Source organism: Cryobacterium tagatosivorans (genome assembly GCF_004402215.1).
GTDB classification, from domain to species: Bacteria; Actinomycetota; Actinomycetes; order Actinomycetales; family Microbacteriaceae; genus Cryobacterium; species Cryobacterium tagatosivorans.
Genome location: NZ_SOEZ01000059.1, coordinates 25,724 through 49,968, shown reverse-complemented (window position 1 = coordinate 49,968; position 24,245 = coordinate 25,724). Strand labels below are relative to the sequence as shown.

The following is a 24,245-nucleotide window of genomic DNA, read 5'->3' as shown; positions in this document are numbered from 1 at the left end:
TCGGCCGCACTGGCTGGGTGAGCGCGGCCCGGATCATCCGCTTCGTCCATTATCGGCAGGGTGAAACGCCCTCGCAAGGGCCGCGTGATCGGAAGGTCAGCCCGCGAAAGCGTCGACCCGCGCCGTCCCGTCGTAGCCGCCCGCGGGCGCGGCCAGCCCGAACAGTGCCCCGACCGTCGGCGCCACATCGATCGTGCGGGCGGGCTGGGAGGACACCCCGGTGGAGACTCTCGGACTCCCGCCGGCAACGAAGAAGGGAATCGGTTCGGTGGCCGGATGCCCGTGGTTGCCCGGTATCGGATTCGACGCGATGTAGGGATCGGAGAAGCGCCAGCCGGCCCGGCAGAACGCGACCAGGTCCCCCGCCTCCGGCCCCAGGCGCAGGTCGCCGGGGGCGAAAACGGACAGGACCCCGGGGTGCGCGGCCACGAGGCCGCGGATGTCGGCCAGTCCGGCATCCCGAGAGCGGAGCGGCCCCGTCCAGGAGAGCAGGTCGGCCCCGCCGTTCTGGGCGATGGCGATCTGCTCGCGCAGGTCCGCACGGCCGGAGAGGATCTGATCGACGGAAATAACGTTCGACGGGATGGACCAGTCCATCGAATGGTCGGCGAGCACGATCAGCACGCTGCTCTGCCAGGTGCCCGCCGCGACGAGGTGGTCCACGAAGCGGCCGACCTGGTTGTCGGTGTCGGCCAGGGCCGTGGTCCGGGCGGCCTGCAGGGTTGTGCCGGAGACGTCCGAGTGCCCCACGCGGTCAACGTCGCCGAGGTTCGTGAACACGAAGTCAGGATCGACGCCGTCGACCATGGCGATCAGCGCATCGACCGTGAAGTTGTCCGGCGCGTGGCCGGTCACCGGGAGGAGCGGGGACGGCTCCCAGCGGTAGGTGGCGCGCTCGCCGAAGATGCCGAAGAGATAGCGCTTGCTGAGGACGGAGCCCGTCGAGAAGCCCTCATCCCTGAGCCGGTCGAGCAGGGTCGGGAATCGCAGGTCGGTCGGCCGGTCCAGGTCGCGGACGACGGCCTCGGCGCGGTCGTAGACCGAGTTGGCCGGCACCCCGGATCGGTCCGGCCGAACGCCGGTCATCATCATCACGTGGTTCGGGATGGTCTCCATGACCGGCAGGGAGCGGGCAGCGGGGAAGTTGGTCCCGGCGGAACGGAGAGCCGCCAGGCGCGGGGTCAGCGCCGACGTGATCTCATCCGGCCTGCAGCCGTCGACGACCAGCACGTAGACGCGGGTGCGTGGACCCGGCGCCGTGGCAGCGGCCGCGCGCGCGGGGAGCGCGGTCCCCGCCGCGACGGACAGCATGACGGAGGCGCCACCGGCCGCGGCCAGTCTGAGGAACTGGCGCCGGTCGGCAGCCGGGAAGCCGGCGGACGACGGGGTCTGGGCGGCGTTCACAGGACGCGGCTGACGGCCTGGGTGCCCGCGGCGACCTGCCACGAGGTCGACAGTGTGCTGGTCGCCGCGCGGTTCGTGCGCTCGGAGAGCACGTACCAGTCCATCCGCAGGGCACCCGGTGTGACCTCGAGCACGGAGAACCCGTGCGAGTCGAAGTCCAGGTACTTCACGTGCGGATTCGCGCCCTTGAAGGCCTCCTCGACGGCGACGGATGACGTCCGTGGCGGCGTCCCCAGGATGTCGTCCAGGTTGTCGCTGGTCACCGACGTGCAGACCAGCTCGGCGGCCACGGACGCGCCGTTCGACGGGTAGGTCAGCGGATCCGCCGGCACGTCGCAGGCCCAGCCGGAGTGGATGTCCCCGGTGAGGAAGACGGCGTCCGTGATGGCGTTATCGCGGAGGTGGCTGATCACCCGGCTGCGGTCAGCCGTGTACCCGTCCCACTGGTCCACGTTGTAGGGGACGCCGTCGATCGCGGTGGTTCCCAGGAGTTGTTCGACCGCGCCGACTTCCTGCGCGCTGAGCGTGGAGGGGAAGCGCACCGGGGCGATCATGACGGGATTGCCGATGAGCTTCCACTGGGTGGCCGGCGAGGAGAAGCCGCCGAGCAGCCAGTCCATCTGCGCGTCACCGGTGAGGGTCCGGGCCGGGCTGCCGATCGCAGGGTCGACGACGCTGGACGCCTGCCGGCTTCGGTACGTGCGCAGGTCCAGCATGGAGATGCTGGCCAGGGCGCCGAACTCGAAACGCCGGTAGATGTGCCCGCCGGGCTCGAAGCGCACCGGCATCCACTCGGCGTACGCCTGCTTGGATGCGTCGCGTCGGGCCGCCCAGGCGCCTTCCACGCCCTCCGTGTGGTTCTCCGCCCCGCCCGACCAGGCGTCGTTGGCGAATTCGTGGTCGTCCCAGGTGACCACGAACGGAACCGCCGCGTGCAGCGCCTGCAGGTCGAGGTCGGTTTTGTACTGCGCGTGGCGGCGGCGGTAGTGCGACAACGTGGTCATCTCGACCGCCGGATCATGCGGTCGCACGACGACGTCCCGCGCCTGGTACTCGCCGGGGGCGTACTCGTACAGGTAGTCGCCGAGGTGCAGGACCACATCCAGGTCGCCACGGTCCGCGAGGTAGCGATAGGCCGAGAAGTACCCGGCCTGCCAGTTGGCGCAGGAGACCACCCCCATGCGCAGCCGGTCCACCGCGGCCCCGGCAGCGGGTGCCGTGCGCGTCCGACCTGTCGCCGACGTCACGCCGGATGCCGTGAACCGGTACCAGTACGCGGTGCCGGGCTTCAGTCCCCCTGGAATGACCTTGACCGTGTGGTCGCGAGCGGGTCCGGTCCGGACGGACCCGCGGGCCGCCATCCGTAGGAAGCCGGAGTCCTCGGCCACCTCCCAGCTCACGGTGACGTCGGGGCCAACGCCCGACCCGGGCTCCGCATCGGGCGTCGGGGTGATGCGCGTCCAGAGCAGCACGCTGCTCGGCAACGGGTCACCCGACGCAACACCGTGCCGGAATCCGGCCGCGGTTGCGGAAGCGGCGGCGCGGGCCGGCAGCGTGCCCGCCGTCGCGGCGGCACCGGCAAATGCGATGACGCCGGCGGACCGCAACAAATCTCGTCGATTGAAAGGACTCATGCCCCCAGTCTGGGGGTGCCCCTTCACGGGCCTTCGCGCTTCCGGGGCCTGTTCACCCGCTGTTCCCCCCGGGTTCGTCCGCCGTCCACGCCCCGCGCCGGGAATCTTTGGGTGTACCTTGCGTCGAGGGACCCCTGTTCCTTGTGTCGATGAGCGGAGCAAACGGATGCGACGAGTTATCTGGCTGGGCGACGCGTCGCTGGCCGATCTGGGTGCCCTGGGCGGCAAGAATGCGTCCCTCGGGGAGATGATCTCCCACCTGTCCTCGCTCGGCGTGACCGTGCCGATGGGATTCGCCACGACCTCGGACGCCTTCCGGGAGTTCCTGCTCGAGAACGGCATCGACAGGGAGATCGACCGGGCGCTGGGCGGCCTGGACACCAACAACCTCGCGGCGCTGCAGGCCGCCGGCGCCTCCATCCGCGCGGCGATCGTCGCCGGCACGCTTCCTCCGCCCCTCGAGGCCGAGGTGCGGGAGGCCTTCCGCCAGCTGGAGAGCTGCAACCCCGCGGGCCTGAGCGTGGCCATGCGCTCCAGCGCCACCGCGGAGGACCTGCCCGAGGCATCCTTCGCCGGCCAGCAGGAGACGTTGCTCAATGTGGAGGGAATCGACGAGGTACTGCGCCGGCTGCCCGAGGTGTACTCGTCCCTGTTCACCGACCGGGCGATCGCCTACCGGGCGCACCACGACGTGCCCACCCTGGGCATCGCCCTGTCGGTCGGGGTGCAGGTGATGGTCCGCTCCGACATCGGCGCCTCCGGGGTGCTGTTCACCATCGACACCGAATCCGGCTTCAAGGACCTCGTGCTGATCAACTCGGTCTGGGGGCTCGGCGAAGCGATCGTCCAGGGGGCGGTCAATCCGGACGAGTTCCGGGTCTACAAGGGATCCCTGGCCGCGGGGAAGTTCGCGATCCTCAGTCACGAACTCGGCACGAAGGAGCAACGGATGGTGTACGCGGGCGGAGGAGAGGCGACCACGCGCTTCGAGCCGGTGCCCGTGGCCGACCGGCGCCGGTTCAGCATCACCGACGACGACGTGCACGAACTCGCCCGGATGGCCGTCACCATCGAGGCCCACTACGGCCGGGCGATGGACATCGAGTGGGGCAAGAGCGGCGTCGACGGCCGCCTCTACATCCTGCAGGCCCGGCCGGAGACCGTGGAGTCCCGCGCAGAGCCGGGCGGTGTCCTCCGCCAGTACCGCCTCACCGAGGAGGCCGAGGAACTCCTGTCCGGCCGGGCCGTGGGCCGCAAGATCGGCAGCGGCATCACCCGGGTGCTCGCCTCGACCGCGGAGATGGGGCGGCTGCAGCCGGGCGACGTCCTCGTCACGGACATGACGGACCCCGACTGGGAGCCGGTCATCAAGAAGGCCAGCGCGATCGTGACGAACCGCGGAGGCCGCACCTGCCACGCGGCGATCATCGCCCGCGAACTCGGGATTCCGGCGATCGTGGGCACCGGCACCGCCACCGCCGCACTGTACGACGGGCAGCCGGTCACCGTCAGCTGCGCCGAGGGTGAGACCGGTCGCGTGTTCGACGGGCTCGTCGACTTCACCGTGGATGAGGTCAGCGTGAGCGACCTCCCGCCGATCGGCCCCCGCCTGATGCTCAATGTCGGCTCCCCCGAGCAGGCCTTCTCGCTCGCCTCGCTGCCGCACCACGGCGTCGGCCTGGCCCGGCTCGAATTCATCATCAGCACCAGGATCGGCATCCACCCGGCGGCGCTGATCGCGGTGGAGTCGGGCAACACCGCCGGGCTGACGGATGAGGTCGTCGCGGAAATCCACCAGCGAACGGATGCCTATGGCGGGGCCACCGCCTACTACGTGAAGCGCCTCGCGGAGGGCATCGCGACCATCGCCGCCGCCTTCGCCCCCGAGCCCGTCATCGTGCGGTTCTCCGATTTCAAGTCCAACGAATACGCCAACCTGCTCGGCGGCCGGTCGTTCGAGCCCGACGAGGAGAACCCGATGATCGGGTACCGGGGCGCGTCCCGGTACGTCTCCGACGCCTTCCGGGCGAGCTTCGACCTCGAGTGCCAGGCCGCCCTGTTCGTGCGGGACACGATGGGGCTGACCAACCTCAAGCTCATGATCCCGTTCGTCCGGACGATCGCCGAAGCGGAAGGAGTGATCCGCATTCTCGGCGAGAACGGGCTGGAACGCGGGCGGAACGGCCTGGAGGTCGTGATGATGTGCGAGATCCCCGCCAACGCCGTGCTCGCCGACGCATTCCTCGAGCACTTCGACGGCTTCTCCATCGGCTCCAACGACCTGACCCAGCTGACGCTCGGGCTCGACCGGGACTCCGCGCTCGTCGCCGACGCCTTCGACGAACGGGACCCGGCCGTGCTCAAGCTCATCTCCGAGGCCATCGCCGCGGGCAAGCGGGCGGGCAAGTACGTGGGCATCTGCGGCCAGGGGCCGAGCGACTACCCGGACTTCGCCCGGTGGCTCGCCGCCGAGGGGATCGACTCGATGTCGCTGTCGCCGGACACGCTCGTGTCAACCTGGCTGGCGCTGGCCGAGCCCTGAGTCGCGCCGGCCGAGTCCGTCACCCTGCGGCGGATGGCCGCGCAGACGACGAAGGCCCAGCCGAGGATGCCGGCCAGGCAGACCCGTTCGGCGAGCCCCAGCAGTGTCGGCGCGAGGTGGTCGGCGAGGCCCACACAGAGCAGCCCGACGGCCGCGACGACGGTCAGGGCGAGGGCGGCCGGGTAAACCCGTCGCAGTGCGGGCACGCCCCGCAGCCAGGCGGTCAGCAACGCGAAGGCGGCGAGGGCTGCGAGGAATCCGAGCGACGCGACCGCGAGGTGGAGGGCGCCCGTCAGGGTCGAGGTCCGCAGGCCGAACTCCCCCCGACCGTTGATGTCGGTCGGCAGGAAGGCCAGCGCCGCCGAGCACGCGCCGGCGATGACAAGGAGAACCAGCCCGGTGCGCCGCAGCCTCGACCCGGGGCCGACCAGGCCGATGGCGCCGGCCGCGCAGAGCGTGAGCCCGGCCCGGCCGAGGAAGTTGAGGTTCATGATCCAGCCGAAGGGGCCGACCGCGAGGTTGCTCTCCGCGTCGCTGACCACGCTGTAGTGCGGAGGCAGGAACTGCAGCACCGCGTCCACGAGAATGTAGAGAACGACGCCGACCATCGCGGCGGTGGCGAAGCGCCGCGCCGGACGCGGCGACAGGGCCGGCCGGGAACGGCCGACCCTGTCGCTGACGCGCACTGTGTGACTGCCCGCCGGGCGTCGCTTAGCGCGCGGCTTCGCCGTCGACGTAGTCGTCGTCGGCCGAGGCGTTCCAGGCGAACAGCTTGCGCAGCTCGCGGCCGGTGGCCTCGATCGGGTGCTCTTCGCCCTTCTTGCGCAGCGCGAGGAACTCCGGCGCTCCGGCGTCCTGGTCGGCGATGAAACGAGCTGCAAAGGCGCCGTTCTGGATGTCGGCGAGAACGGCCTTCATGTTCTCCTTGACGTGCGCGTCGATCACGCGCGGGCCGGAGACGTAGTCGCCGTACTCGGCCGTGTCCGAAACGCTCCACCGCTGCTTCGCGATGCCGCCCTCCCACATCAGGTCGACGATGAGCTTGAGCTCGTGCAGCACCTCGAAGTAGGCGACCTGCGGCTGGTAGCCGGCCTCGGTCAGCACCTCGAAGCCGTACTGGATGAGCTGCGAGGCGCCGCCGCAGAGCACGGCCTGCTCACCGAACAGGTCGGTTTCGGTCTCTTCGGTGAAGGTGGTCTTGATGCCGGCGGCGCGGAGCCCGCCGATCGCCTTGGCGTAGCTGAGGGTCAGCGGCCAGGCGCTGCCCGAGGCATCCTTCTCGACGGCGACGATGACGGGAACGCCACGGCCGGCCTCGTACTCGCGGCGCACGGTGTGGCCTGGTCCCTTCGGGGCGACCATGACGACATCCACGCCCTCGGGGGCGGTGATGTAGCCGAAGCGGATGTTGAAGCCGTGGCCGAAGACGAGGGCCTTGCCCTGGGCGAGGTTCGGTTCCACGTCGTCCGCGAAGAGGTGGCGCTGCACCTGGTCGGGCGCGAGGATGACGATCACGTCGGCCCAGGCGGATGCCTCCGCGGCGCTGAGGACGGTGAAGCCCGCTTCCTCGGCCTTGGCCTTGGACTTCGAGCCCTCCTTGAGGCCGACGACGACCTCGACGCCGGAGTCGCGCAGGTTCTGCGCGTGGGCGTGGCCCTGCGAACCGTAACCGATGACGGCAACCTTCTTGCCCTGGATGATCGACAGGTCGGCGTCTTTGTCGTAATAGATCTCAGCCACGAGTGGTTATCTCCTTGTTGTTGTTTGTCGGCGGTCGTGTCTCGACCAGCTCGACAACCGGAACCCGGTGGTCGAGCGTGTCGAGACCCTAGTTCTTGAAAACTCGGTCGGTGATCGATTTCGAGCCGCGCCCGATGGCGAGCAGGCCCGACTGGGCGATCTCCTTGATTCCGTACGGCTCCAGCACGCGGAGCAGGGCCTGCGTCTTGCCGGAGTCCCCGGTGACCTCGATCACCAGGGCATCCGTCGAGACGTCGACCACGCGGGCACGGAACAGCGTAACGGCCTCGAGCACCTGGGACCGGGTGGCGTTGTCGGCACGCACCTTGATCAGCAGGTGTTCGCGCTGGACCGACTGCGACGGCTCGAGTTCAACGATCTTGATCACGTTGATGAGCTTGTTCAGCTGCTTCGTCACCTGCTCGAGCGGCACGTCTTCGACGTCGACGAGGATCGTGATCCGGGACAGGCCCGCAATTTCGCTGTGGCCGACGGCGAGGCTCTCGATGTTGAAACCGCGCCGGGCGAACAGGCCCGCGACGCGCGTCAGCAGGCCCGGCTTGTTTTCAACGAGGAGGCTGAGAACGTGGGTGCTCATGGTTACTCCTCTTCCCAGGTCGGTGCGTGGTCTTTGGCGTACTGGACGTAACTGTTGCTGACGCCCTGCGGCACCATCGGCCAGACCATCGCGTCGCGGCTGACGATGAAGTCGATGACGACGGGCCGGTCGTTGGTCGCCAGCGCGAGCTTGATCGCGTCGTCGACCTGGTCGGCGCTGGTCACCCGGATCGCGAGGGCACCGTAGGCCTCCGCCAGCTTGACGAAGTCGGGCACCATCGCGGTGCCGTGGCCCGTGTTCAGGTCGGTGAAGGAGTGCCGGCCGTCGTAGAACAGCGACTGCCACTGGCGCACCATGCCGAGGGACGAGTTGTTGATGATCGCCACCTTGATCGGGATGTTGTTGATCGTGCAGGTGGCGAGCTCCTGGTTGGTCATCTGGAAGCATCCGTCGCCGTCAATGGCCCAGACCACGCGGTCCGGCTCGGCGACCTTGGCACCCATGGCGGCGGGAACCGAGTACCCCATGGTGCCGGCGCCGCCGGAGTTCAGCCAGGAGTTCGGACGCTCGTACTTGATGTACTGGGCCGCCCACATCTGGTGCTGGCCGACGCCGGCGGCGTAGGTGCCCTCCGGCCCGGTCAGCTCGCCGATGCGCTTGATCACGTACTGGGGAGCGAGGAGGCCGTCGGAGGGCTCGGAGAAGCCCAGCGGGTACTCCTCGCGGAGGCCGTTCAGGTAGGACCACCAGACGCTGATGTCGGGAGTCGTTTCCGCGGCCGCGGCCGCGTACGCCACGGTGAGGTCGGCGATGACGTCCTTGGCATCGCCGACGATCGGCACGTCGGCCGCGCGGATCTTCGAGATCTCCGCGGGGTCCACGTCGACGTGGACGATCTTGGCCTTCGGCGCGAATTCGGACACCTTGCCGGTGACACGGTCGTCGAACCGCGCGCCGAGGGACACGATCAGGTCGCTCTCCTGGAGCGCAAGGACGGCCGGGACGGTGCCGTGCATGCCGGGCATCCCGACGTGCTGGGCGTGCGAGTCCGGGAAGGCGCCGCGGGCCATGAGCGTGGTGACGACGGGCGCGCCGGTCAGTTCGGCGAGCTTCAGCAGCTCGGCCGACGCATGGGCGCGGATGACGCCGCCGCCGACATAGAGCACGGGCTTCCGTGCCTCGACGAGCAGCTGGGCGGCGGCCTGGACCTGCTTGCCGTGCGCCTTCGTGATCGGACGGTAACCGGGGAGGTCGAGCTTGGGCGGCCAGATGAACGGCGCCTTGTTCTGCTGCGCGTCCTTGGTGATGTCGACGAGCACGGGGCCTGGCCGGCCGGTGGAGGCGATGTGGTACGCCGCGGCGATGGCCGCCGGGATCTCTTCCGCGCGCCGCACCAGGAAGGAGTGCTTCGTGATCGGCATGGTGATGCCGACGATGTCGGCCTCCTGGAACGCGTCGGTCCCCATCGAGGTCGAGAAGACCTGCCCGGTGATGCAGAGGATGGGCACGGAGTCCATGTAGGCATCCGCGATCGCCGTGACGAGGTTGGTCGCCCCCGGCCCGGAGGTCGCGATGGCCACGCCGACGCGGCCCGTGGCCGCGGCGTAACCCTCGGCCGCGTGGCCGGCGCCCTGCTCGTGCCGCACGAGGATGTGGCGGATGACGTCCTGCGTCATCAGCTCGTCGTAGAGCGGGATGACGGCGCCGCCGGGGATGCCGAAGACATCGGTGACGCCGAGGAGCTCGAGGGTGCGGATGATCGCGCCGGAACCCGTCAGGACCTCCGGCGCTGAGCTCTCAGCGCCTGGCTTGTCCGGCCCCGTGGAGGCGCGCGGTGTGGGCGATGGCACGGGCGAAGGTTCCGTGGTCATGGAAGGTCAAATCCCTACTTCAGATGCAGCGGTGAGCAGAAGTCCTAGCCGGTAACCGCGCCCAGGGCCGCGGATTGCACGAGCTTCGTGTACTTAGCCAGGACGCCACGGGTGTAGCGCGGAGGAAGCGGAGCCCAGCCGGTGCGGCGGGTGGCCAGCTCATCAGGGTCGACCAGTAGGTCGAGCGTGCGAGCTGCGATATCGACCCGTATGAGATCACCATCGCGCACGAAGGCGATGGGACCTGCGTCCACCGCTTCGGGTGCTATATGGCCGATACACAGTCCGGTTGTGCCGCCTGAGAACCGACCATCAGTCAATAGTAGTACATCGGCACCGAGCCCAGCGCCCTTGATGGCGGCGGTGATCGAGAGCATCTCACGCATGCCCGGACCGCCCTTCGGCCCCTCGTAACGGATGATCACGACGTCACCCTTTTCGATGCGTCCCTCGGTCAGGGCGTCCATTGCGGCGCGCTCGCGCTCGAACACCCGCGCCGGTCCCTCGAAGACGTCGCTGTCGAAGCCGGCGGTCTTCACGACGGCGCCCTCGGGGGCCATTGTGCCCTTGAGCACGGTGATGCCGCCGCTGGCGTGGATCGGGTTGTCGAGGGTGCGGAGGACCTCGCCGTCGAGGTCGGGCGGGTCGATCTCGGCCAGGTTCTCGGCGACCGTCTTGCCGGTGACGGTGAGGGCGTCGCCGTGGATCAGCCCGGCTTCGAGGAGCGCGCGCATGACCGCCGGCACTCCGCCGTGGCGGTCGACGTCGTTCATGACGTACTTGCCGAAGGGCTTGAGGTCGCCGATGTGCGGGACCTTGTCGCCGATGCGGTTGAAGTCGTCGAGGGTCAGCTCGACCTCGGCCTCGCTGGCGATGGCGAGCAGGTGAAGCACGACATTGGTGGATCCGCCGAAGGCCATCGCGACGGCGATCGCGTTTTCGAAGGCCTTTTTGGTGAGGATGTCCCTGGCCGTGATCCCCAGGCGCAGGAGGTTGACGACGGCCTCGCCGGAGCGGTGCGCGTAGTAGTCGCGGCGGCGGTCGGCCGACGCCGGCGATGCGGAGCCGGGGAGGCTCATCCCGAGGGCCTCGGCGACGCTCGCCATCGTGTTGGCCGTGTACATGCCGCCACAGGCGCCCTCACCGGGGGCGAAGGCGCATTCGATGCGCTTGGCGTCGGCCTCGCTCATCCGTCCGGCCTTCACCGCGCCGACCGCCTCGAAGGAGTCGATGATGGTGATGTCTTTTTCGGTTCCGTCCGAGAGCTTGACCCAGCCGGGGGCGATCGACCCGGCGTAGAGGAAGACGGAGGCGAGGTCGAGGCGCGCCGCGGCCATGAGCATCCCGGGCAGCGACTTGTCGCAGCCCGCCAGCAGCACCGAGCCGTCGAGGCGCTCTGCCTGCATGACGACCTCGACGGAGTCGGCGATGACCTCGCGCGAGACGAGGGAGAAGTGCATGCCCTCATGGCCCATCGAGATGCCGTCGGAGACGGAAATCGTGCCGAATTGGAGCGGGTAGCCGCCGCCGGAGTGCACGCCCTCCTTCGACGCCTGGGCCAGGCGGTCGAGGGACAGGTTGCACGGCGTGATCTCGTTCCACGAGCTGGCGATGCCGATCTGGGGCTTGTCCCAGTCGGCGTCCCCCATCCCCACGGCGCGGAGCATGCCGCGCGATGTGGTGGCTTCGATCCCGTCGGTGACGGCTCGGCTGCGTGGCTTCAGATCGTTCTCAGGCATGCACCGAGTCTAGAACGTCGGGACAAGGGCCACCGCTCGTGTGACGCCTCGTGCGATCAGCTCGCCGCAGCGGATCCGGCCGCCCGGAAATCGGCGAGGAGGCCAAGCACCTCGGTGACCTCGGCCGGGCCGCGGACCCGGTAACCGGCCAGCGACACCCCCGGACCGATCTTGAGGCCGATGTCGCCAGCGCGCAGCACCGCGAACGCGTCCTCATCGGTCACGTCGTCGCCCGCGTAGAGCACCCGGTCGGCGCCCGTGTGATCCCGGAGTCGCGCCAGGGCGTCACCCTTGGTGCTCGACCGGACGGAGAACTCGAGCACGTTCTTGCCCTCCCGCACGGTGAGTCCCGGCAGGAGCTGCTCTGTTTGCTCGCGCGCCTGGCGCTGGGCGGCCAGGCCGTCCTGCGCCGTCGCGAGCCGGGTGTGCAGCGCCAGGCCGGCCGGCTTGCGCTCGATCCAGGTGCCGGAGGTCGATCCGGCAATCCGGTCGAGCACGCCGGCGAGCGCGTCGAGCTGTTCGAGTTCGGCGGCGACCAGGTCCAGCTCGATCTCCGGCGTGTCCAGTTGCACCTCGATGCCGTGCGATCCGGTCAGCAGCACCTCGCCCTGCGGCTGCGCCACGTGCTGCAGGCTCACCAGGGCGCGGCCGGAGACAAAGGCGACCCGAATGCCGGGGAGGTCGAGCAGGCGCTGCACGGCTTCACGGGTGCCTTCCACCGCGCGCGCCTCTTCCGGGGCGTCGACGTGCGGGGCAAGGGTGCCGTCGAAGTCGAGGGCCACCAGGAGCGTCTCGGCGCCGCTGAACTCACGCAGGGCGTCGACGAGCTTGTCGGGTATTCCGGCGCGCACGACGGCTCCTTCGGTCAGGGTGCGGAGGAAGGATGCCGACCAGGCGGCGACATCGTTGTCGAAGACCTTGCGGCGCAGCGCGCGCATCCGGCGCGTGCGCTCGGTCCGGGGCATGGCGATGGCACGGAGGATGGCGGCCTTCACGCCGTCGATGTCATGCGGGTTGATCAGGATCGCCTGTTTGAGTTCGTCGGCGGCTCCGGCGAATTCGCTCAGCACCAGGACCCCGTCGCCATCGAATCGCACGGCCACGTACTCCTTGGCGACGAGGTTCATCCCGTCCCGCAGGGCGGTCACGAGCATGACGTCCGCGGCCAGGTAGAGGGCGACCATCTCTTCCCGCGGGTACCCGTGGTGGTGGTAGCTGATGGCTGTATGGCTGATGGTGGAGTAGTCGCCGTTCAGCCGGCCGACGGCGAGCTCGATCTCGTCGCGGAGGGCCATGTACGTGCCGACCCGTTCCCGGGAGGGGCTCGCGACCTGCACCAGCGTGACATCCTCAACGTTCAGGCTGCCCTCTTCGAGCAGTTCCCCGAAGGCCTTGATGCGGTGCCCGATGCCCTTGGTGTAATCGAGCCGGTCGACGCCGAGCATGATCGTCTTCGGGTTGCCGAGGTCTTCACGGATCTGCCGGGCGCGCTCCTGGATGTCGGGTCGCCTGGCCAGCGCCTCGTAGCTGGCCGCGTCGATCGAGATGGGGAAGTGCTTCGCGATCACGCGGCGCGAACCATCCGTGTCCGGAACGTCGATGGCCACGCCGCGCGTGGGGTAGCCGAGCAGGCGTCGCACGGCGCCCGAGAAGTTTCCGGCGTCAGCGACCCGTTGGAAGCCGATCAGGTCGGCGCCGAGAAGGCCGTCGAGGATCTGTTTGCGCCACGGCAGCTGCGCGTAGATTCCGTACGGCGGGAACGGGATGTGGTTGAAGAAGCCGATCAGCAGGTCGGGGCGCGCCTCGCGAAGCATCCGCGGCACGAGCTGGAGCTGATAGTCGTGCACCCAGACCGTGGCACCCGGCGCAGCGGCCGCAGCCGCCCGTTCGGCGAAGCGCCGATTCACCGAAACGTAGGAGTCCCACCATTCCCGGTGGTAGCTCGGCGGGGCGATCACATCGTGGTACAGCGGCCAGAGCGTGTCGTTGGAGAAGCCCTCGTAGAACTGCTCCAGCTCGAGGGCGCTCAGCCGAACCGGGATGATCGAGATCCCGTCCTTCTCGAAGGGATCGAAGCTCCGATCGGCGACCCCTGGCCAGCCGATCCAGGCGCCATCCGACGCCTGCATCAGGGGCTCCAGCGCGGTCACCAGTCCTCCCGGCGAGGTGCGCCAGGCGTCGGATCCGTCGGGATTCACCTCGTGATCCACGGGCAGGCGGTTCGACAGGACGACCAGGGGGTAGGCGCCCTGGGGCTCGGCGGACTGTCGGGTTTCTGCGGGAGTTGAGATGGGGAGGTCCGTTCCGCTGCGCGCTTTGTTGTCGAAGTGTGCTGCAAAATCAGGAGTTTACCAGCCGGCCACATTCCCGGCCGGGGAGAGCGATGCCGACAGGCGGGCCCCCGGAACGCCATCCGAGCCGTGCGCGAGTACGGTAGGAGCCAGACGAAGCGGAGGCCCCATGCGCAAGTACATTTTCAACGGTGCCATGCTCGGCGTCATCATGGGCGGGTGGAGTATCTTCCAGGCCACGAGGAACGGGCCGCGCGATTGGCGACTCGTGCTGATGTGGCTGGGCTGGGCGCTGAGCGCCGTCGCCGCCATCGACACGGTCGTCGAACAGGCCAGGGCGCACAAGATCGAGGCCTGAACGACCCGAACTGCCTGATCTCCCGGCGTGTCCGGCTTGGGTATCCCGTGCGCGTCAGCGAGAATTGGGGCAAGCAGTCGTTCCGCTCGAAAGGGGCCCCCGATGTTTGGTCGTCGACGTCGCGTCGCACCCGTCATTCAGGTGTCCGCGCCTGAACTCAGCGACGAACAGATCTTCGAGTTGTTGCACGACAAGCTCGCCGAACTCATCGGCGAACGTGGCCAGTGGACGCTCGTCTCCCGCAGCGCCGACGATACCGACGTCATTTTCCACGGGCTCAAGGCGACGCAGATCGCCACGACCCTGACCGGGATCCTGAGCAGCCAGAAGGCCGAGCTTCGCGGCGAACGCGACGCAGAGCCGACCGCCCTGTCCTGGACTCCCGCCCCGATCTCCGTGTGGGCCGAGCCGGAGCGTGCGACCGTGGCGGCTCCCGTGCAGCTCCCGATCGCGTCCATCCGCAAGAGCGAGCAGACCCGCCTCGTCGCCTGACAGCCGTCTGGCGGCAACTGTGGCCCATCCGGACGACTGTGGCCGGCACGCGGGCAACAGTTGTCCGAATGGGCCACAGTTGCGTTCGAATCCGCCCCGGCTGGCCTTGGGAGGCACACCCTAGCCCAGGGTGCTCCAGCCCGACGGTCCGGTTGTGCCCGCCGTGTACTCTTCGAGCGGCGGTTTCCCCTTGCGCCAGGCGGCAAGCACCGGCGCCACGATTCGCCAGCATTGCTCCGCGACATCGCCCCGCACGGAGAGCGCCGGATCGGAATCGAGCACCCCCTCGAGCACTTCCCCGTAGGCCAGCAGCTGGCCCGGGCCGAAGACCGCGCCCAGGCTGACCCGTTCGAGCACATGCGGGTCACCCGGGCCGTTGAGATTGAGCTCCAGGGACAGCTCGTCCGGCCCGAGGAAGATGCGCAGGACCGTCGGCTCCTCATGGCCGGTGAGCCCCACCGGCAGATGGGGAACGGGCTTGAAGGTGACGACGATCTCGCGGCGCCGTGCGGCGAGGGCCTTGCCCGACCGGAGGGTGAAGGGCACTCCGGCCCACCGCCAGTTGTTGATCTCGAAGGTCACCTCGGCGAGGGTCTCGGTGTCGTTGGCGGGGTCGACGCCCGGCTCGTCGACGTAGGCCGGCACCGGTCGCGCGGCGACCACGCCCGCGCCGTAGCGGGCCCGCCGGCTCGAGCGACTCGGGCTTCCGCCGCGCACCCGGGTGGCGCGCAGCACGATCCCCTTCGCGTCTCGCAGGTCCGCGGCATCCAGCGTCGCCGGCGGCTCCATGGCCAGCACGGCGAGAACCTGCAGGAGGTGGCTCTGGATCATGTCCACCAGTGCCCCTGCCCGGTCGTAGTAGCCCGCTCGTCCCTCGAGTCCGAGCTGCTCGTCATAGACGATGTCGACACGCTCGATGTGGTTGTTGTTCCAGAGTGGTTCGAAGATGCGGTTCGCGAACCGGAAGCCGAGCAGGTTGAAGACCGTGGACCGGCCGAGGAAATGGTCGATGCGGTGGATGCACTCTTCGGGAACGAGCCTGGCCAGGCTCGCATTGAGCCGAACCGCACTGTCCTCGTCGAAGCCGAACGGCTTCTCCAGGGCGAGCTGGGTGCCGCCGGGAAGTTCCAGCTCGGCGAGCGCTTCGCAGACCAGCCCGGTCACGGCCGGCGGCAGCGCGAAGTAGACGGCCGGCGCCCCCTCGCACAGGGCGAGCAGCCCCTGCAGCTCCTCTGGCCGGGTCACATCGGCCCGGCGGTACACGGTCGTGGCCACGAGGTGGTCGACGCAGGCGCCGGATGCCTCGGCGGTGGCGAACGACTTCACCACGATCGCCCGCCACTCGGCGGGCGACAGGTCGTCGCTGCCGGCGCCGACCAGGCGCAACCGGCGCACGTGCTGCTCGGTCAGGAGCTGCCCCAGCGCCGGCAGCAGGAGCCGGGAGGTGAGGTCTCCGCTTGCGCCGAGGATGAGGAGAGTCGCGATGGGCTGCGTCATACGCCCACCGTAGCTGTCAGGATGGAGCCATGGCGCTCAATATCGAGGACTATGCCCTCATCAGCGATTGCCATACCGCTGCGCTCGTCGGCCTGGACGGCAGCATCGACTGGCTCTGCCTGCCCCGGTACGATTCCGCCTCCATGTTCGGGGCCCTCCTCGGCACCGAGGACAACGGCCGCTGGCTCCTCGCCCCGACCGACCCGTCGGCGACCTGCACCCGCCGGTACGTGGGCGACACCTTCATCCTGCTGACGGAGTGGACGACCGAGACCGGCCAGGTCGAAGTCATCGACTTCATGCCTCACGGCAACGGCCGGTCCGATGTCGTGCGCCGGGTGCGCGGCATCCGGGGCACGGTCGAGATGGCCCAGGAGCTGCGCATCCGCTTCGGTTACTCGACGACGATCCCCTGGGTGCGCCAGCTGAGGCACGAAGCCGAGCCGGCCATCATCGCCGTCGCGGGCCCGGATGCCATCGTGGTGCGCGGTCCCGCCCTGCGCGCCGCGGACCACCGGCACGTGTCGGAGTTCACCGTCGCGCCCGGCGAAACCGTCGATCTGCAGCTGACCTGGTTCCCGTCCCACCTGGACACGCCGACGGCCGTGGACGTCAGGCAGGCCTACCGGGAGACCGCGGAGTGGTGGGGCGGCTGGGCCCGCAGCTGCACGGACACGGGTGACTTCCATGGCCAGGTGGTGCGCTCGATGCTCGTGCTGCGCGCTCTCAGCCACGAGAAAACGGGCGGCATCGTCGCCGCCGCGACGACGTCGCTGCCCGAGCACTTCGGCGGTTCACGCAACTGGGACTACCGGTACGTGTGGCTGCGCGACGCGTCGCTCACGCTGGAGGTCCTGCTCTCGCACGGCTACGAGACCGAGGCGGAAGCCTGGCGAGGCTGGCTGCTCCGGGCCATCGCCGGCGACCCGGCCGACGTTCAGATCATGTACGGTCTCGCCGGCGAGCGCTACCTGCCGGAGCGGGAGCTCGACAGCCTGCCCGGCTACCGCGGGGCGGCACCGGTCCGGGTGGGGAACGCGGCCGTGAGCCAGTTCCAGGGGGACGCCGTCGGCCAGGTGATGGTCGCGCTGCACGCAGCCCGCGGGGCGGGAGTGGACGAGTCGGAGTTCTCCTGGCCCCTGCAGTGCGCGCTCATCGCACACCTCGAACGCAACTGGCAGCATCCCGACCAGGGAATCTGGGAGGTCCGCGGGCCGGCTCGTGCCTTCACGCATTCCCGGGTCATGGTCTGGGCCGCCTTCGACCGGGCGGTGCGCGGAATCACCGAATATGGCCTCCCCGGCCCGCTGGAACGCTGGACGGCACTGCGGGACGAGGTTCGGCGCGACATCGAGAGCCGCGGTTTCAGCACCGCGCTCAACTCCTATACCCAGTACTTCGGGAGCCAGGAGGTGGATGCCTCACTCCTCGTGCTCCCGCAGGTCGGGTTCTGCGAGGCCACGGACCCCCGGATGCTCGGCACGGTCGCCGCGATCGAGGCCGAGTTGATGCAGGACGGCCTGCTCATGCGGTACCGTGCCCACCCCTCGGTGGACGGGCTGCCGCCGGGCGAGCATTCGTTCCTGGCCTGCTCGTTCTGGCTGGTCGAGCAGTACGCGGCGTCCGGCCGGATAGGGGACGCGACGACCCTCATGCACCGGCTGGTCGGCTGTGTCAACGACGTGGGCCTGCTGTCGGAGGAGTACGACGTGCGGGGCGGGCACCAGGTGGGCAACACGCCCCAGGCGCTGTCCCACCTCGGCCTCGTGCGCGCGGCCGATGCGATCGAGGCCGCCAGGGCTGCCCTGGGGCGGAGCCGGGAATAGGCCGGCAGCCAGGCACCACCGACAGGAAAGGGGGCCCCGCCGAAGCGGAGCCCCCTTACGTGGTGATGCCTGGTGATGCGTGCCTGCGGAGTGCGGGATCAGGCCTTCCTGCTGCGGGTGAAAAGCCCGTACACGAGCAGCACGACGATGGAGCCGAGGATCGCGATCACCCACGTCCGCCATTCGAAGAACGTCCCCATTTCGACGTTGAAGAGCAGGCTGGCCAGCCAGCCGCCGAGGATCGCGCCCACGACACCGAGCACCAGGGTGATCAACCAGCCACCACCCTGCGTGCCGGGAAGGAGCATCTTCGCGATGGCCCCGGCGATCAAACCGAGGAGGAGAAAGCCGAGAAAACTCATGATCGGTACCCTTCTGTCGGCATCCAGAGCGGATGCGGCGGTGCGGCCGGCTGTGAATCTGCTGTCCGTGGAGGGCAGCTTATAGACTTTTCGCGATTTTGTTGTAGGTTCTCATTTCCCCGGCGTGTCGCACGAATTCTAAGTTGGGGAATATGACAAATCGGACACTCGCCGCGCGGGACCTCGCACACATCGCCATCTTCGCCGCCCTGATCGCCGCCCTCGGTCTTCCCGGTGCGTTGTCCATCGGAGCTGTCGCGGTGCCGATCACCTTCCAGACCCTCGGCGTCATGCTCGCGGGCGCCATCCTCGGGGCCCGCAAGGGCTTCTTCGCGGTTGCGCTGTTCCTCGCCCTGGCCGCGGCGGGCCTTCCCCTGCTGTCCGGCGGTCGCGGCGGACTCCTCTGGTTCACCATCTCCCCCTCCACCGGATACCTCTACGGCTGGCTGCTCGCAGTGGTCGTGATCGGCTACCTCACGGCGCGCCTGCTGCCGAAGTACCCGTTCTGGCCCGCCGTCGGGGCGACCGCACTCGGCGGCGTCGTCGCCGTCTACCTTCTCGGCATTCCCGTGACCGCGATCAACCTGGGCCTGCCCCTCTGGGTCGCGATATTCGACAGCGCGAAGTTCCTGCCCGGCGACCTGCTGAAGGTCGTCGTGACCGTGCTGGTTGCCCGCCAGGTGCACCGGGCCTACCCCGGACTCATCGCCCCGCTCGCCCGGCGGTCCTCGTCCGGCACGGCGCCGGCCCAGGTCGACTCCGCGCCAACGGCCTAGGGGCTCGATGAGCACCATCACCTTCGACGCGGTCTCGCACGCGTTCGGCGAGAGGCAGGTCCTCCGGGGGATCGACCTGAGGCTCACCGAGCACCGCATCGGGATCGTCGGCGCCAACGGCTCCGGCAAGTCCACGCTGGTGCGCATGATCAACGGTCTTGTCGCGCCGAGCAGCGGAACCGTGTCGGTGGACGGCCTGGACGTGGCGAAGAAGGCTCGCGAGGTGCGCCGCCTCGTCGGTTTCATCTTCACCAATCCCGACAACCAGATCGTCATGCCCACCGTGCAGGAGGACATCGCGTTCACCCTTCGCCGCCGCGGCCTGAGTGCGGAGGAGATCACCCAGCGCACCACGGCCGCGTTGCACCGCTTCGGGCTCGCCGGGCACGCCGACCATCCCGCTCACCTGCTGTCCGGCGGACAGAAGCAGCTCCTCGCCCTGGCCGCCGTGCTCGTCGCGGACCCAAAGGTCCTCGTCGCGGATGAGCCGACCACCCTGCTCGACGCCCGCAACGCCCGCCACATCGGCGACCTGCTGCGCTCGATGAGCCAGCAGGTGATCGTGGTCACCCATCAGTTCGCGCTGCTCGAGGGCTTCGACCGGGTGATCGTCATCGAGCACGGCGCGGTCGTGGCCGACGGAGTCCCCGAGGACTCCCTGGACGCGTACCGCGCGCTGCTCGCATGATCGGCCTCGCATGATCGGCCTCGCGTGATCGGCCTGTACTCCCCCGGCCGGTCGGTCGTCCACCGGGCGCCCACCCTGCTCAAGCTGGTCCTGCTCTCGGTCGGCGTGGTGGTCATCGGAGTGCTGCAGCAGCCGTGGCAGCTTGCCGTCGCGGCGCTCGTCGTCCTCACCCTCTTCGTCATCGCGCGCATCCCGCCGCGGGCCGCCGTGGCGCAGATCGCCCCGATTCTCTGGATGCTCGTGATCGTCGTGCCGATCCAGGGGCTGCTGGCCGGCTGGCTCGTCGCCGGGCTGATGGCCGGACGACTCATCACCGCGGTCGCCCTCGCCGCGCTGTTCACCCTGACCACGACCGTGACGTCCGTTCTCGAGGCCTTCCAGCGAATGCTCCGGCCGTTCGGCCGCTGGATCGACGCCGACCGGATCGGCCTGCTGGTGGCCCTCACCATCCGCTGCATCCCCCTTGTGACCGAGATCGTGACCGAGGTACTCGAGGCCCGCCGGGCTCGCGGAACGCGCGGCTCGGTGATGGCGTTGGCCGTTCCCGTCGTCGTCCGGTCGCTGTACGCGGCGGATGCCCTGGGCGAGGCCCTCGTTGCCCGAGGGCTCGACGACTGAGCGAAGTTCACTTGCGGGGAAAGTACCTTCGCCACGAAATGGAAGGTGCTTTGTCCGCAACTCAGCCGGGACACGGCTCCGCCCGCAGGGGTACATTGCCTTCATGGCGGCATGGACACAGGTCGAATCCGAGGCCCCCGGTTTCGCGTCACGAGTCCGGGAACGATTCGACTCGGGCACGAACAAGACGATGGCTACGGTACGCACCGACGGCGCCCCGCGGATCAGCGGGACCGAGGTCGCGTTCCGGGAGGGGCGCATCACGCTGGGCATGATGCCAGGGTCGGTCAAGCTCCAGGACGTTCGCCGCGACCCTCGGGTCGCCATCCACTCCCCGACGATCGAGCCGCCGGCCGGGAAACCGTCCGACTGGCCGGGCGATGCGAAGATCGCCGGCCGCCTCATCGACATAGCCCCGCTCGAGAGCGAGCCGCCGGGATCTTCCTGCTTCGAGGTGGACGTCAGCGAGGTCGTCCTGACCTATGTCGACGGCTCGAACACCCGCCTGGTCATCGAGGGCTGGCACGACGGCCGCGGATGGACCACACGATCACGCGCCTGAAGGAAGGAAGAGAACCATGAGCACACTCGTTTTGTTTGACTCGAACTTCGGCAACACCCAGAAAGTCGCCGAGGCGATTGCCGCGGAACTCGGAAACGGCGCCACGGCAACCCCCTTGGCCGGCCTGGCGAAAGGCGCTCTGGAGGGAGTGGACCTGCTCGTCGTCGGAAGCCCGATCAACGCCTGGAAACCCACCCCTCGAACGCAGGAGTTCCTCGACGGGCTCGGCGCGGACACCCTCCGAGGCGTCCACGCCGCAGCCTTCGACACGCGCGTGAGGCTCTTCATCCACGGCGACGCCGCGGGGAAGATCTCCCACGCCCTTGGGAAGGCGGGAGCCCGGATCGTGGCCAGGCCGCGCGGCTTCATTGTCGAGGGCCGGGAGGGGCCGCTCGCTGCCGGCGAGGTGGAGGGGGCAACCGCCTGGGCGCGGGCGATAGCGGTCGCCGCCCGGGGCGCCGGCCCGCGCGCCCCAGGCGTCACGGACTGAGACCGCGGCGGGCACGACGGTGCCGCGATGACCGGAGAAGACGTGTTCGACGCGGCGGCGTCGTCCGGTCGTCGATCCGCCGCACGCGATTCATCCGGTCTTCGGCGGCCGTGCGCGCGCGGCCGTCCGGCGCCGGCGCCGCCTCCGCGGGCCCACGGCGGGCACCGGCATGGTGATGCTGAAGGGCGCCGCCCGGCGATTGATGCGGTGCTCCGGCCTCCGCTGCCGGGGCGCCGGCGCCTTCTGCGCGGCCAGGCCGAAGAACCAGAGCTTGGCGAACTCCACCAGGACCAGGTAGACGACGAGCATCGCGAGCAGCGCCAGGAAGAACGGCACGGGGAGCGGGTCGAAGCCGAGCAGTCCCGCCAGCGGGGAGTAGGGCAGGGAGATGCCCACTGCCACCACGCCGAGGGCCGCCGCGGTGAGGCCGGCCGACGGGCGGCTGCGCAGGAACGGCACCCGGCGCGTCCGGATGACGAAGATGATCAGGGTCTGTGTCGCGAGCGACTCGATGAACCAGCCGGCCCGGAACTCCCCCGGCGCCGCGTCGAAGACGACCAGCATCAGGGCGAAGGTCGCGAAGTCGAAGAGGGAGCTGATCGGGCCGAAGACGAGCATGAAGCGCCGGATGAGCCCGATGTTCCAGTGCGCCGGCGCCCGAAGCTGTTCCTCGTCCACGTTGTCGCCGGGGATGGCCAGTTGCCCGGTGTCGTAGAGCAGGTTGTTCAGCAGGATCTGGCCGGGCAGCATCGGCAGGAAGCTCAGCACGACGGATGCCACGGCGGCGCTGAACATGTTGCCGAAGTTGCTCGACGTCCCCATCAGCACGTACTTGATCGTGTTCGCGAAGATGCGCCTGCCCTCCATCACGCCGTCCGCGAGCACTCCCAGGTCCTTGTCGAGGAGCACCACGTCGGCGGCGTCCTTCGCGACGTCGGTGGCGCTGTCCACCGAAATGCCGATGTCCGCGTCGTGCAGCGCCAGGGCGTCGTTCACGCCGTCACCGAGGAATCCGACGGCCCGGCCGCTCTCTCGCAGCAGCCGCACGATCCGCGCCTTTTGTTCCGGCGTCACGCGGGCGAAGATGCTCGCCTCCTCGGCCGCCGCACTCAGCTCCGCATCCGACAGCTCGTCGATCTGCGCGCCGGTGAGGGTGCCGCCGGAGAGGACATCCAGGTCCGCGCACACCTTCTCCGCCACCCGGGGGTTGTCCCCGGTGGCGATCTTCACCGTGATTCCGAGCGCCTCCAGGCGATCCAGCGACTGGCGGGCGTTGGCCTTCGGCGGATCGACGAAGACGAGGAAGCCGGCCAGGACCAGGTCGTGCTCGTCGGCCGGCCGGATGCCCACGACCCCGGCGGCCGGACGGGTGGCGACCGCGATCACCCGGGCGCCGGCGTCGAATTGTTCATCCAGCAGCGCCAGGGCCGAAGCCGGCGTGCCGACGCAGCGCCGGAGGACATCCTCGGGGGCGCCCTTCGTCACCAGTCGCGCGCTTCCGGAGGCTTCCCGCACCAGCACGCTGGTCATCCGCCGCTCGTGGTCGAAGGGGATGACGTCGAGGCGGTCATACCGGTCTGCCCGGAAGGCCGCCGCGCGCGGGGAAGCCCAGAGCGCGGCGTCGAGCGGGTTCTGGCCCGTGTCCGCGAGCCCGCCCGTCGCGTAGTCGGCTTCGGTGGCCAGCAGGCCGAGCTGGTACACGTCCTCGGCCGAGGCGCCCGGACCGACGGCCAGTGCGTCGGCGAACCCGATCTGCCCCTCGGTGAGCGTCCCGGTCTTGTCGGTGACGAGCACATCCATGTCGCCGAGGTCTTCGATGCAGACCAGCCGTTTGACGAGCACCTTTCGGCGGGCGAGCTGCCTGGTGCCCGTCGCGAGGCTGGTGCTGACGACGGCAGGAAGCAGCTGCGGAGTGATGCCGACCGCGATGGCCAGGGAGAAGAGCAGGGACTCGAGCACCGGGCGCTGCAGCAACAGGTTGGCAACGAAGATCAGCGAGGTCAGGCCGATCGCCACCTGCAGCAGAAGGATGGAGAAGCGTCGGAGCCCGAGCTGGAATTCGGTCTGCGGTTGCTGCTCCCCCAGCCCGAGGGCGATGCGGCCGAATTCTGCCCGTCCTCCCGTGGCGACCACGACGCCGACGCAACTGCCGGCCTGGATGACCGTGCCCATGCGGACGCAGGAGGCCAGCTCGCCCGCCTCGGCCTCCGCCGCGGGGTCCTTGCTGACCGGAAGGGACTCGCCGGTGAGGATGCTCTCGTCGCAGAGCAGGTCTTCGCTGCTCAGCAACCGGATGTCCGCCGGCACGACCGTGCCAAGTCCCAGGTGAACGACGTCGCCGGGCACGAGTTCCACGACGTCGACCGGGCGGGCCGTGCCGTCGCGGACGACGACGGCACGGTGCGTCACTCGGGAGTGCAGGGCCTGGGCGGCCAGCTCGGCCCGATACTCGTTGCTGAAACCGAGGCCGACGCTGACCACGAGGATCACGCCGATGACTATCGAGTTCGTGAAATCGCCCAGGAAGAGCGAGATTCCGGCGGTGATGATGAGGAGGATCAGGATGGGGCTGCGCAACTGCCGGGCGAGCACCGACCAGGCGCTGGCCCGGTGCGTCCGGACAGCGTTGGGTCCCAGCTCCCTCAGGCGCTCTGCGGCTTCCGCGCTCGTCAACCCGGCTTCGCGGCTGCGCAGCGCCCGAAGCGCCTCCACCGGGCCGAGGCGCGCGGCATCGGCCAGCGACTCCGGCAGATCCACGTCCGCCACGCCCACGTCCGGCATGGCCTCAGAATGTCC

General features: G+C 69.3%; 20 protein-coding genes. 9 read left to right on the top strand and 11 right to left on the bottom strand.

The features are described from left to right. Positions 1-96: 96 nt before the first annotated feature. Both E3O23_RS12265 and E3O23_RS12260 read right to left on the bottom strand, forming a co-directional pair. Positions 97-1,404, bottom strand: coding sequence for an alkaline phosphatase family protein (locus E3O23_RS12265; protein WP_338145310.1), 1,308 nt, complete (start codon positions 1,402-1,404; stop codon positions 97-99). Next, positions 1,401-3,038, bottom strand: coding sequence for an alkaline phosphatase D family protein (locus E3O23_RS12260; RefSeq protein WP_134491418.1), 1,638 nt, complete (start codon positions 3,036-3,038; stop codon positions 1,401-1,403). Before E3O23_RS12260 ends, E3O23_RS12265 begins: the two co-directional genes overlap by 4 nt. A 166-nt stretch (positions 3,039-3,204) precedes the next feature. Between E3O23_RS12260 and ppsA the strand changes: the two genes are divergently transcribed. After that, positions 3,205-5,580: a phosphoenolpyruvate synthase gene (ppsA, locus tag E3O23_RS12255; RefSeq protein WP_134491416.1), complete on the top strand. Its 2,376-nt coding sequence runs from the start codon at positions 3,205-3,207 to the stop codon at positions 5,578-5,580. On the opposite strand, the gene E3O23_RS12250 is transcribed toward ppsA, so the two are convergent. The 6 genes from E3O23_RS12250 to E3O23_RS12225 all read right to left on the bottom strand — a co-directional run bounded on the left by E3O23_RS12250 (position 5,478) and on the right by E3O23_RS12225 (position 13,780). Continuing rightward, positions 5,478-6,266 (bottom strand): DUF998 domain-containing protein, encoded by a 789-nt coding sequence (locus E3O23_RS12250; protein ID WP_134491414.1) that lies wholly within the window; start codon positions 6,264-6,266, stop codon positions 5,478-5,480. The genes ppsA and E3O23_RS12250 overlap by 103 nt on opposite strands. Before the next feature lie 25 nt (positions 6,267-6,291). Beyond that, a complete protein-coding gene (gene ilvC, locus E3O23_RS12245; RefSeq protein ID WP_134491412.1) occupies positions 6,292-7,320 on the bottom strand; it encodes a ketol-acid reductoisomerase in 1,029 nt (342 codons plus the stop codon). Positions 7,321-7,408: 88 nt separating this feature from the next. Beyond that, positions 7,409-7,918 carry an acetolactate synthase small subunit gene (ilvN, locus tag E3O23_RS12240; RefSeq protein ID WP_134491410.1) on the bottom strand — a complete coding sequence of 170 codons (510 nt, stop codon included), beginning with the start codon at positions 7,916-7,918 and terminating at the stop codon, positions 7,409-7,411. 2 nt (positions 7,919-7,920) lie between these two features. Then, positions 7,921-9,750 (bottom strand): acetolactate synthase large subunit, encoded by a 1,830-nt coding sequence (locus E3O23_RS12235; protein ID WP_134491408.1) that lies wholly within the window; start codon positions 9,748-9,750, stop codon positions 7,921-7,923. Between the two features lie 44 nt (positions 9,751-9,794). Then, a complete protein-coding gene (gene ilvD, locus E3O23_RS12230; protein WP_134491406.1) occupies positions 9,795-11,489 on the bottom strand; it encodes a dihydroxy-acid dehydratase in 1,695 nt (564 codons plus the stop codon). A gap of 56 nt (positions 11,490-11,545) precedes the next feature. Further along, complete coding sequence (locus tag E3O23_RS12225; RefSeq protein ID WP_134491404.1) at positions 11,546-13,780, bottom strand: bifunctional alpha,alpha-trehalose-phosphate synthase (UDP-forming)/trehalose-phosphatase; 2,235 nt, start codon at positions 13,778-13,780, stop codon at positions 11,546-11,548. A 169-nt stretch (positions 13,781-13,949) separates the two neighbouring features. Here E3O23_RS12225 and E3O23_RS12220 point away from each other — a divergent pair, with 169 nt between their 5' ends. Together E3O23_RS12220 and E3O23_RS12215 are read left to right on the top strand one after the other, a co-directional pair. Beyond that, a complete protein-coding gene (locus tag E3O23_RS12220) occupies positions 13,950-14,138 on the top strand; it encodes a hypothetical protein (protein WP_134491402.1) in 189 nt (62 codons plus the stop codon). A gap of 102 nt (positions 14,139-14,240) precedes the next feature. Further along, positions 14,241-14,630: a hypothetical protein gene (locus E3O23_RS12215; protein ID WP_134491400.1), complete on the top strand. Its 390-nt coding sequence runs from the start codon at positions 14,241-14,243 to the stop codon at positions 14,628-14,630. Positions 14,631-14,750: 120 nt separating this feature from the next. Here the strand turns inward: E3O23_RS12215 and E3O23_RS12210 are convergent, their stop codons facing one another. Beyond that, a complete protein-coding gene (locus E3O23_RS12210) occupies positions 14,751-16,127 on the bottom strand; it encodes a glucose-6-phosphate dehydrogenase (RefSeq protein ID WP_134491398.1) in 1,377 nt (458 codons plus the stop codon). Positions 16,128-16,156: 29 nt separating this feature from the next. On the opposite strand from E3O23_RS12210, the gene E3O23_RS12205 reads away from it, so the two are divergent. After that, entirely contained in the window at positions 16,157-17,953 is a 1,797-nt protein-coding gene (locus E3O23_RS12205) for a glycoside hydrolase family 15 protein (RefSeq protein WP_134491396.1), read from the top strand. 98 nt (positions 17,954-18,051) lie between these two features. Here the strand turns inward: E3O23_RS12205 and E3O23_RS12200 are convergent, their stop codons facing one another. Next, the gene (locus E3O23_RS12200; protein WP_134491394.1) at positions 18,052-18,315 is read right to left on the bottom strand and encodes a GlsB/YeaQ/YmgE family stress response membrane protein; all 264 of its coding nucleotides are present in this window, start codon (positions 18,313-18,315) and stop codon (positions 18,052-18,054) included. A gap of 152 nt (positions 18,316-18,467) precedes the next feature. On the opposite strand from E3O23_RS12200, the gene E3O23_RS12195 reads away from it, so the two are divergent. From E3O23_RS12195 to E3O23_RS12175, 5 genes are all read left to right on the top strand, one after another. Further along, complete coding sequence (locus tag E3O23_RS12195) at positions 18,468-19,091, top strand: biotin transporter BioY (RefSeq protein WP_134491392.1); 624 nt, start codon at positions 18,468-18,470, stop codon at positions 19,089-19,091. A 7-nt stretch (positions 19,092-19,098) separates the two neighbouring features. Beyond that, positions 19,099-19,779, top strand: coding sequence for an energy-coupling factor ABC transporter ATP-binding protein (locus E3O23_RS12190; RefSeq protein WP_134491390.1), 681 nt, complete (start codon positions 19,099-19,101; stop codon positions 19,777-19,779). A 24-nt stretch (positions 19,780-19,803) separates the two neighbouring features. Continuing rightward, positions 19,804-20,397: an energy-coupling factor transporter transmembrane component T family protein gene (locus tag E3O23_RS12185; protein WP_134491388.1), complete on the top strand. Its 594-nt coding sequence runs from the start codon at positions 19,804-19,806 to the stop codon at positions 20,395-20,397. Positions 20,398-20,500: 103 nt separating this feature from the next. Next, positions 20,501-20,959, top strand: coding sequence for a pyridoxamine 5'-phosphate oxidase family protein (locus E3O23_RS12180; protein ID WP_134491386.1), 459 nt, complete (start codon positions 20,501-20,503; stop codon positions 20,957-20,959). A 16-nt stretch (positions 20,960-20,975) separates the two neighbouring features. Continuing rightward, positions 20,976-21,449 carry a flavodoxin family protein gene (locus E3O23_RS12175; RefSeq protein WP_134491384.1) on the top strand — a complete coding sequence of 158 codons (474 nt, stop codon included), beginning with the start codon at positions 20,976-20,978 and terminating at the stop codon, positions 21,447-21,449. A gap of 90 nt (positions 21,450-21,539) precedes the next feature. Here the strand turns inward: E3O23_RS12175 and mgtA are convergent, their stop codons facing one another. Next, entirely contained in the window at positions 21,540-24,230 is a 2,691-nt protein-coding gene (gene mgtA, locus E3O23_RS12170; RefSeq protein WP_134491382.1) for a magnesium-translocating P-type ATPase, read from the bottom strand. Positions 24,231-24,245: the final 15 nt, after the last annotated feature.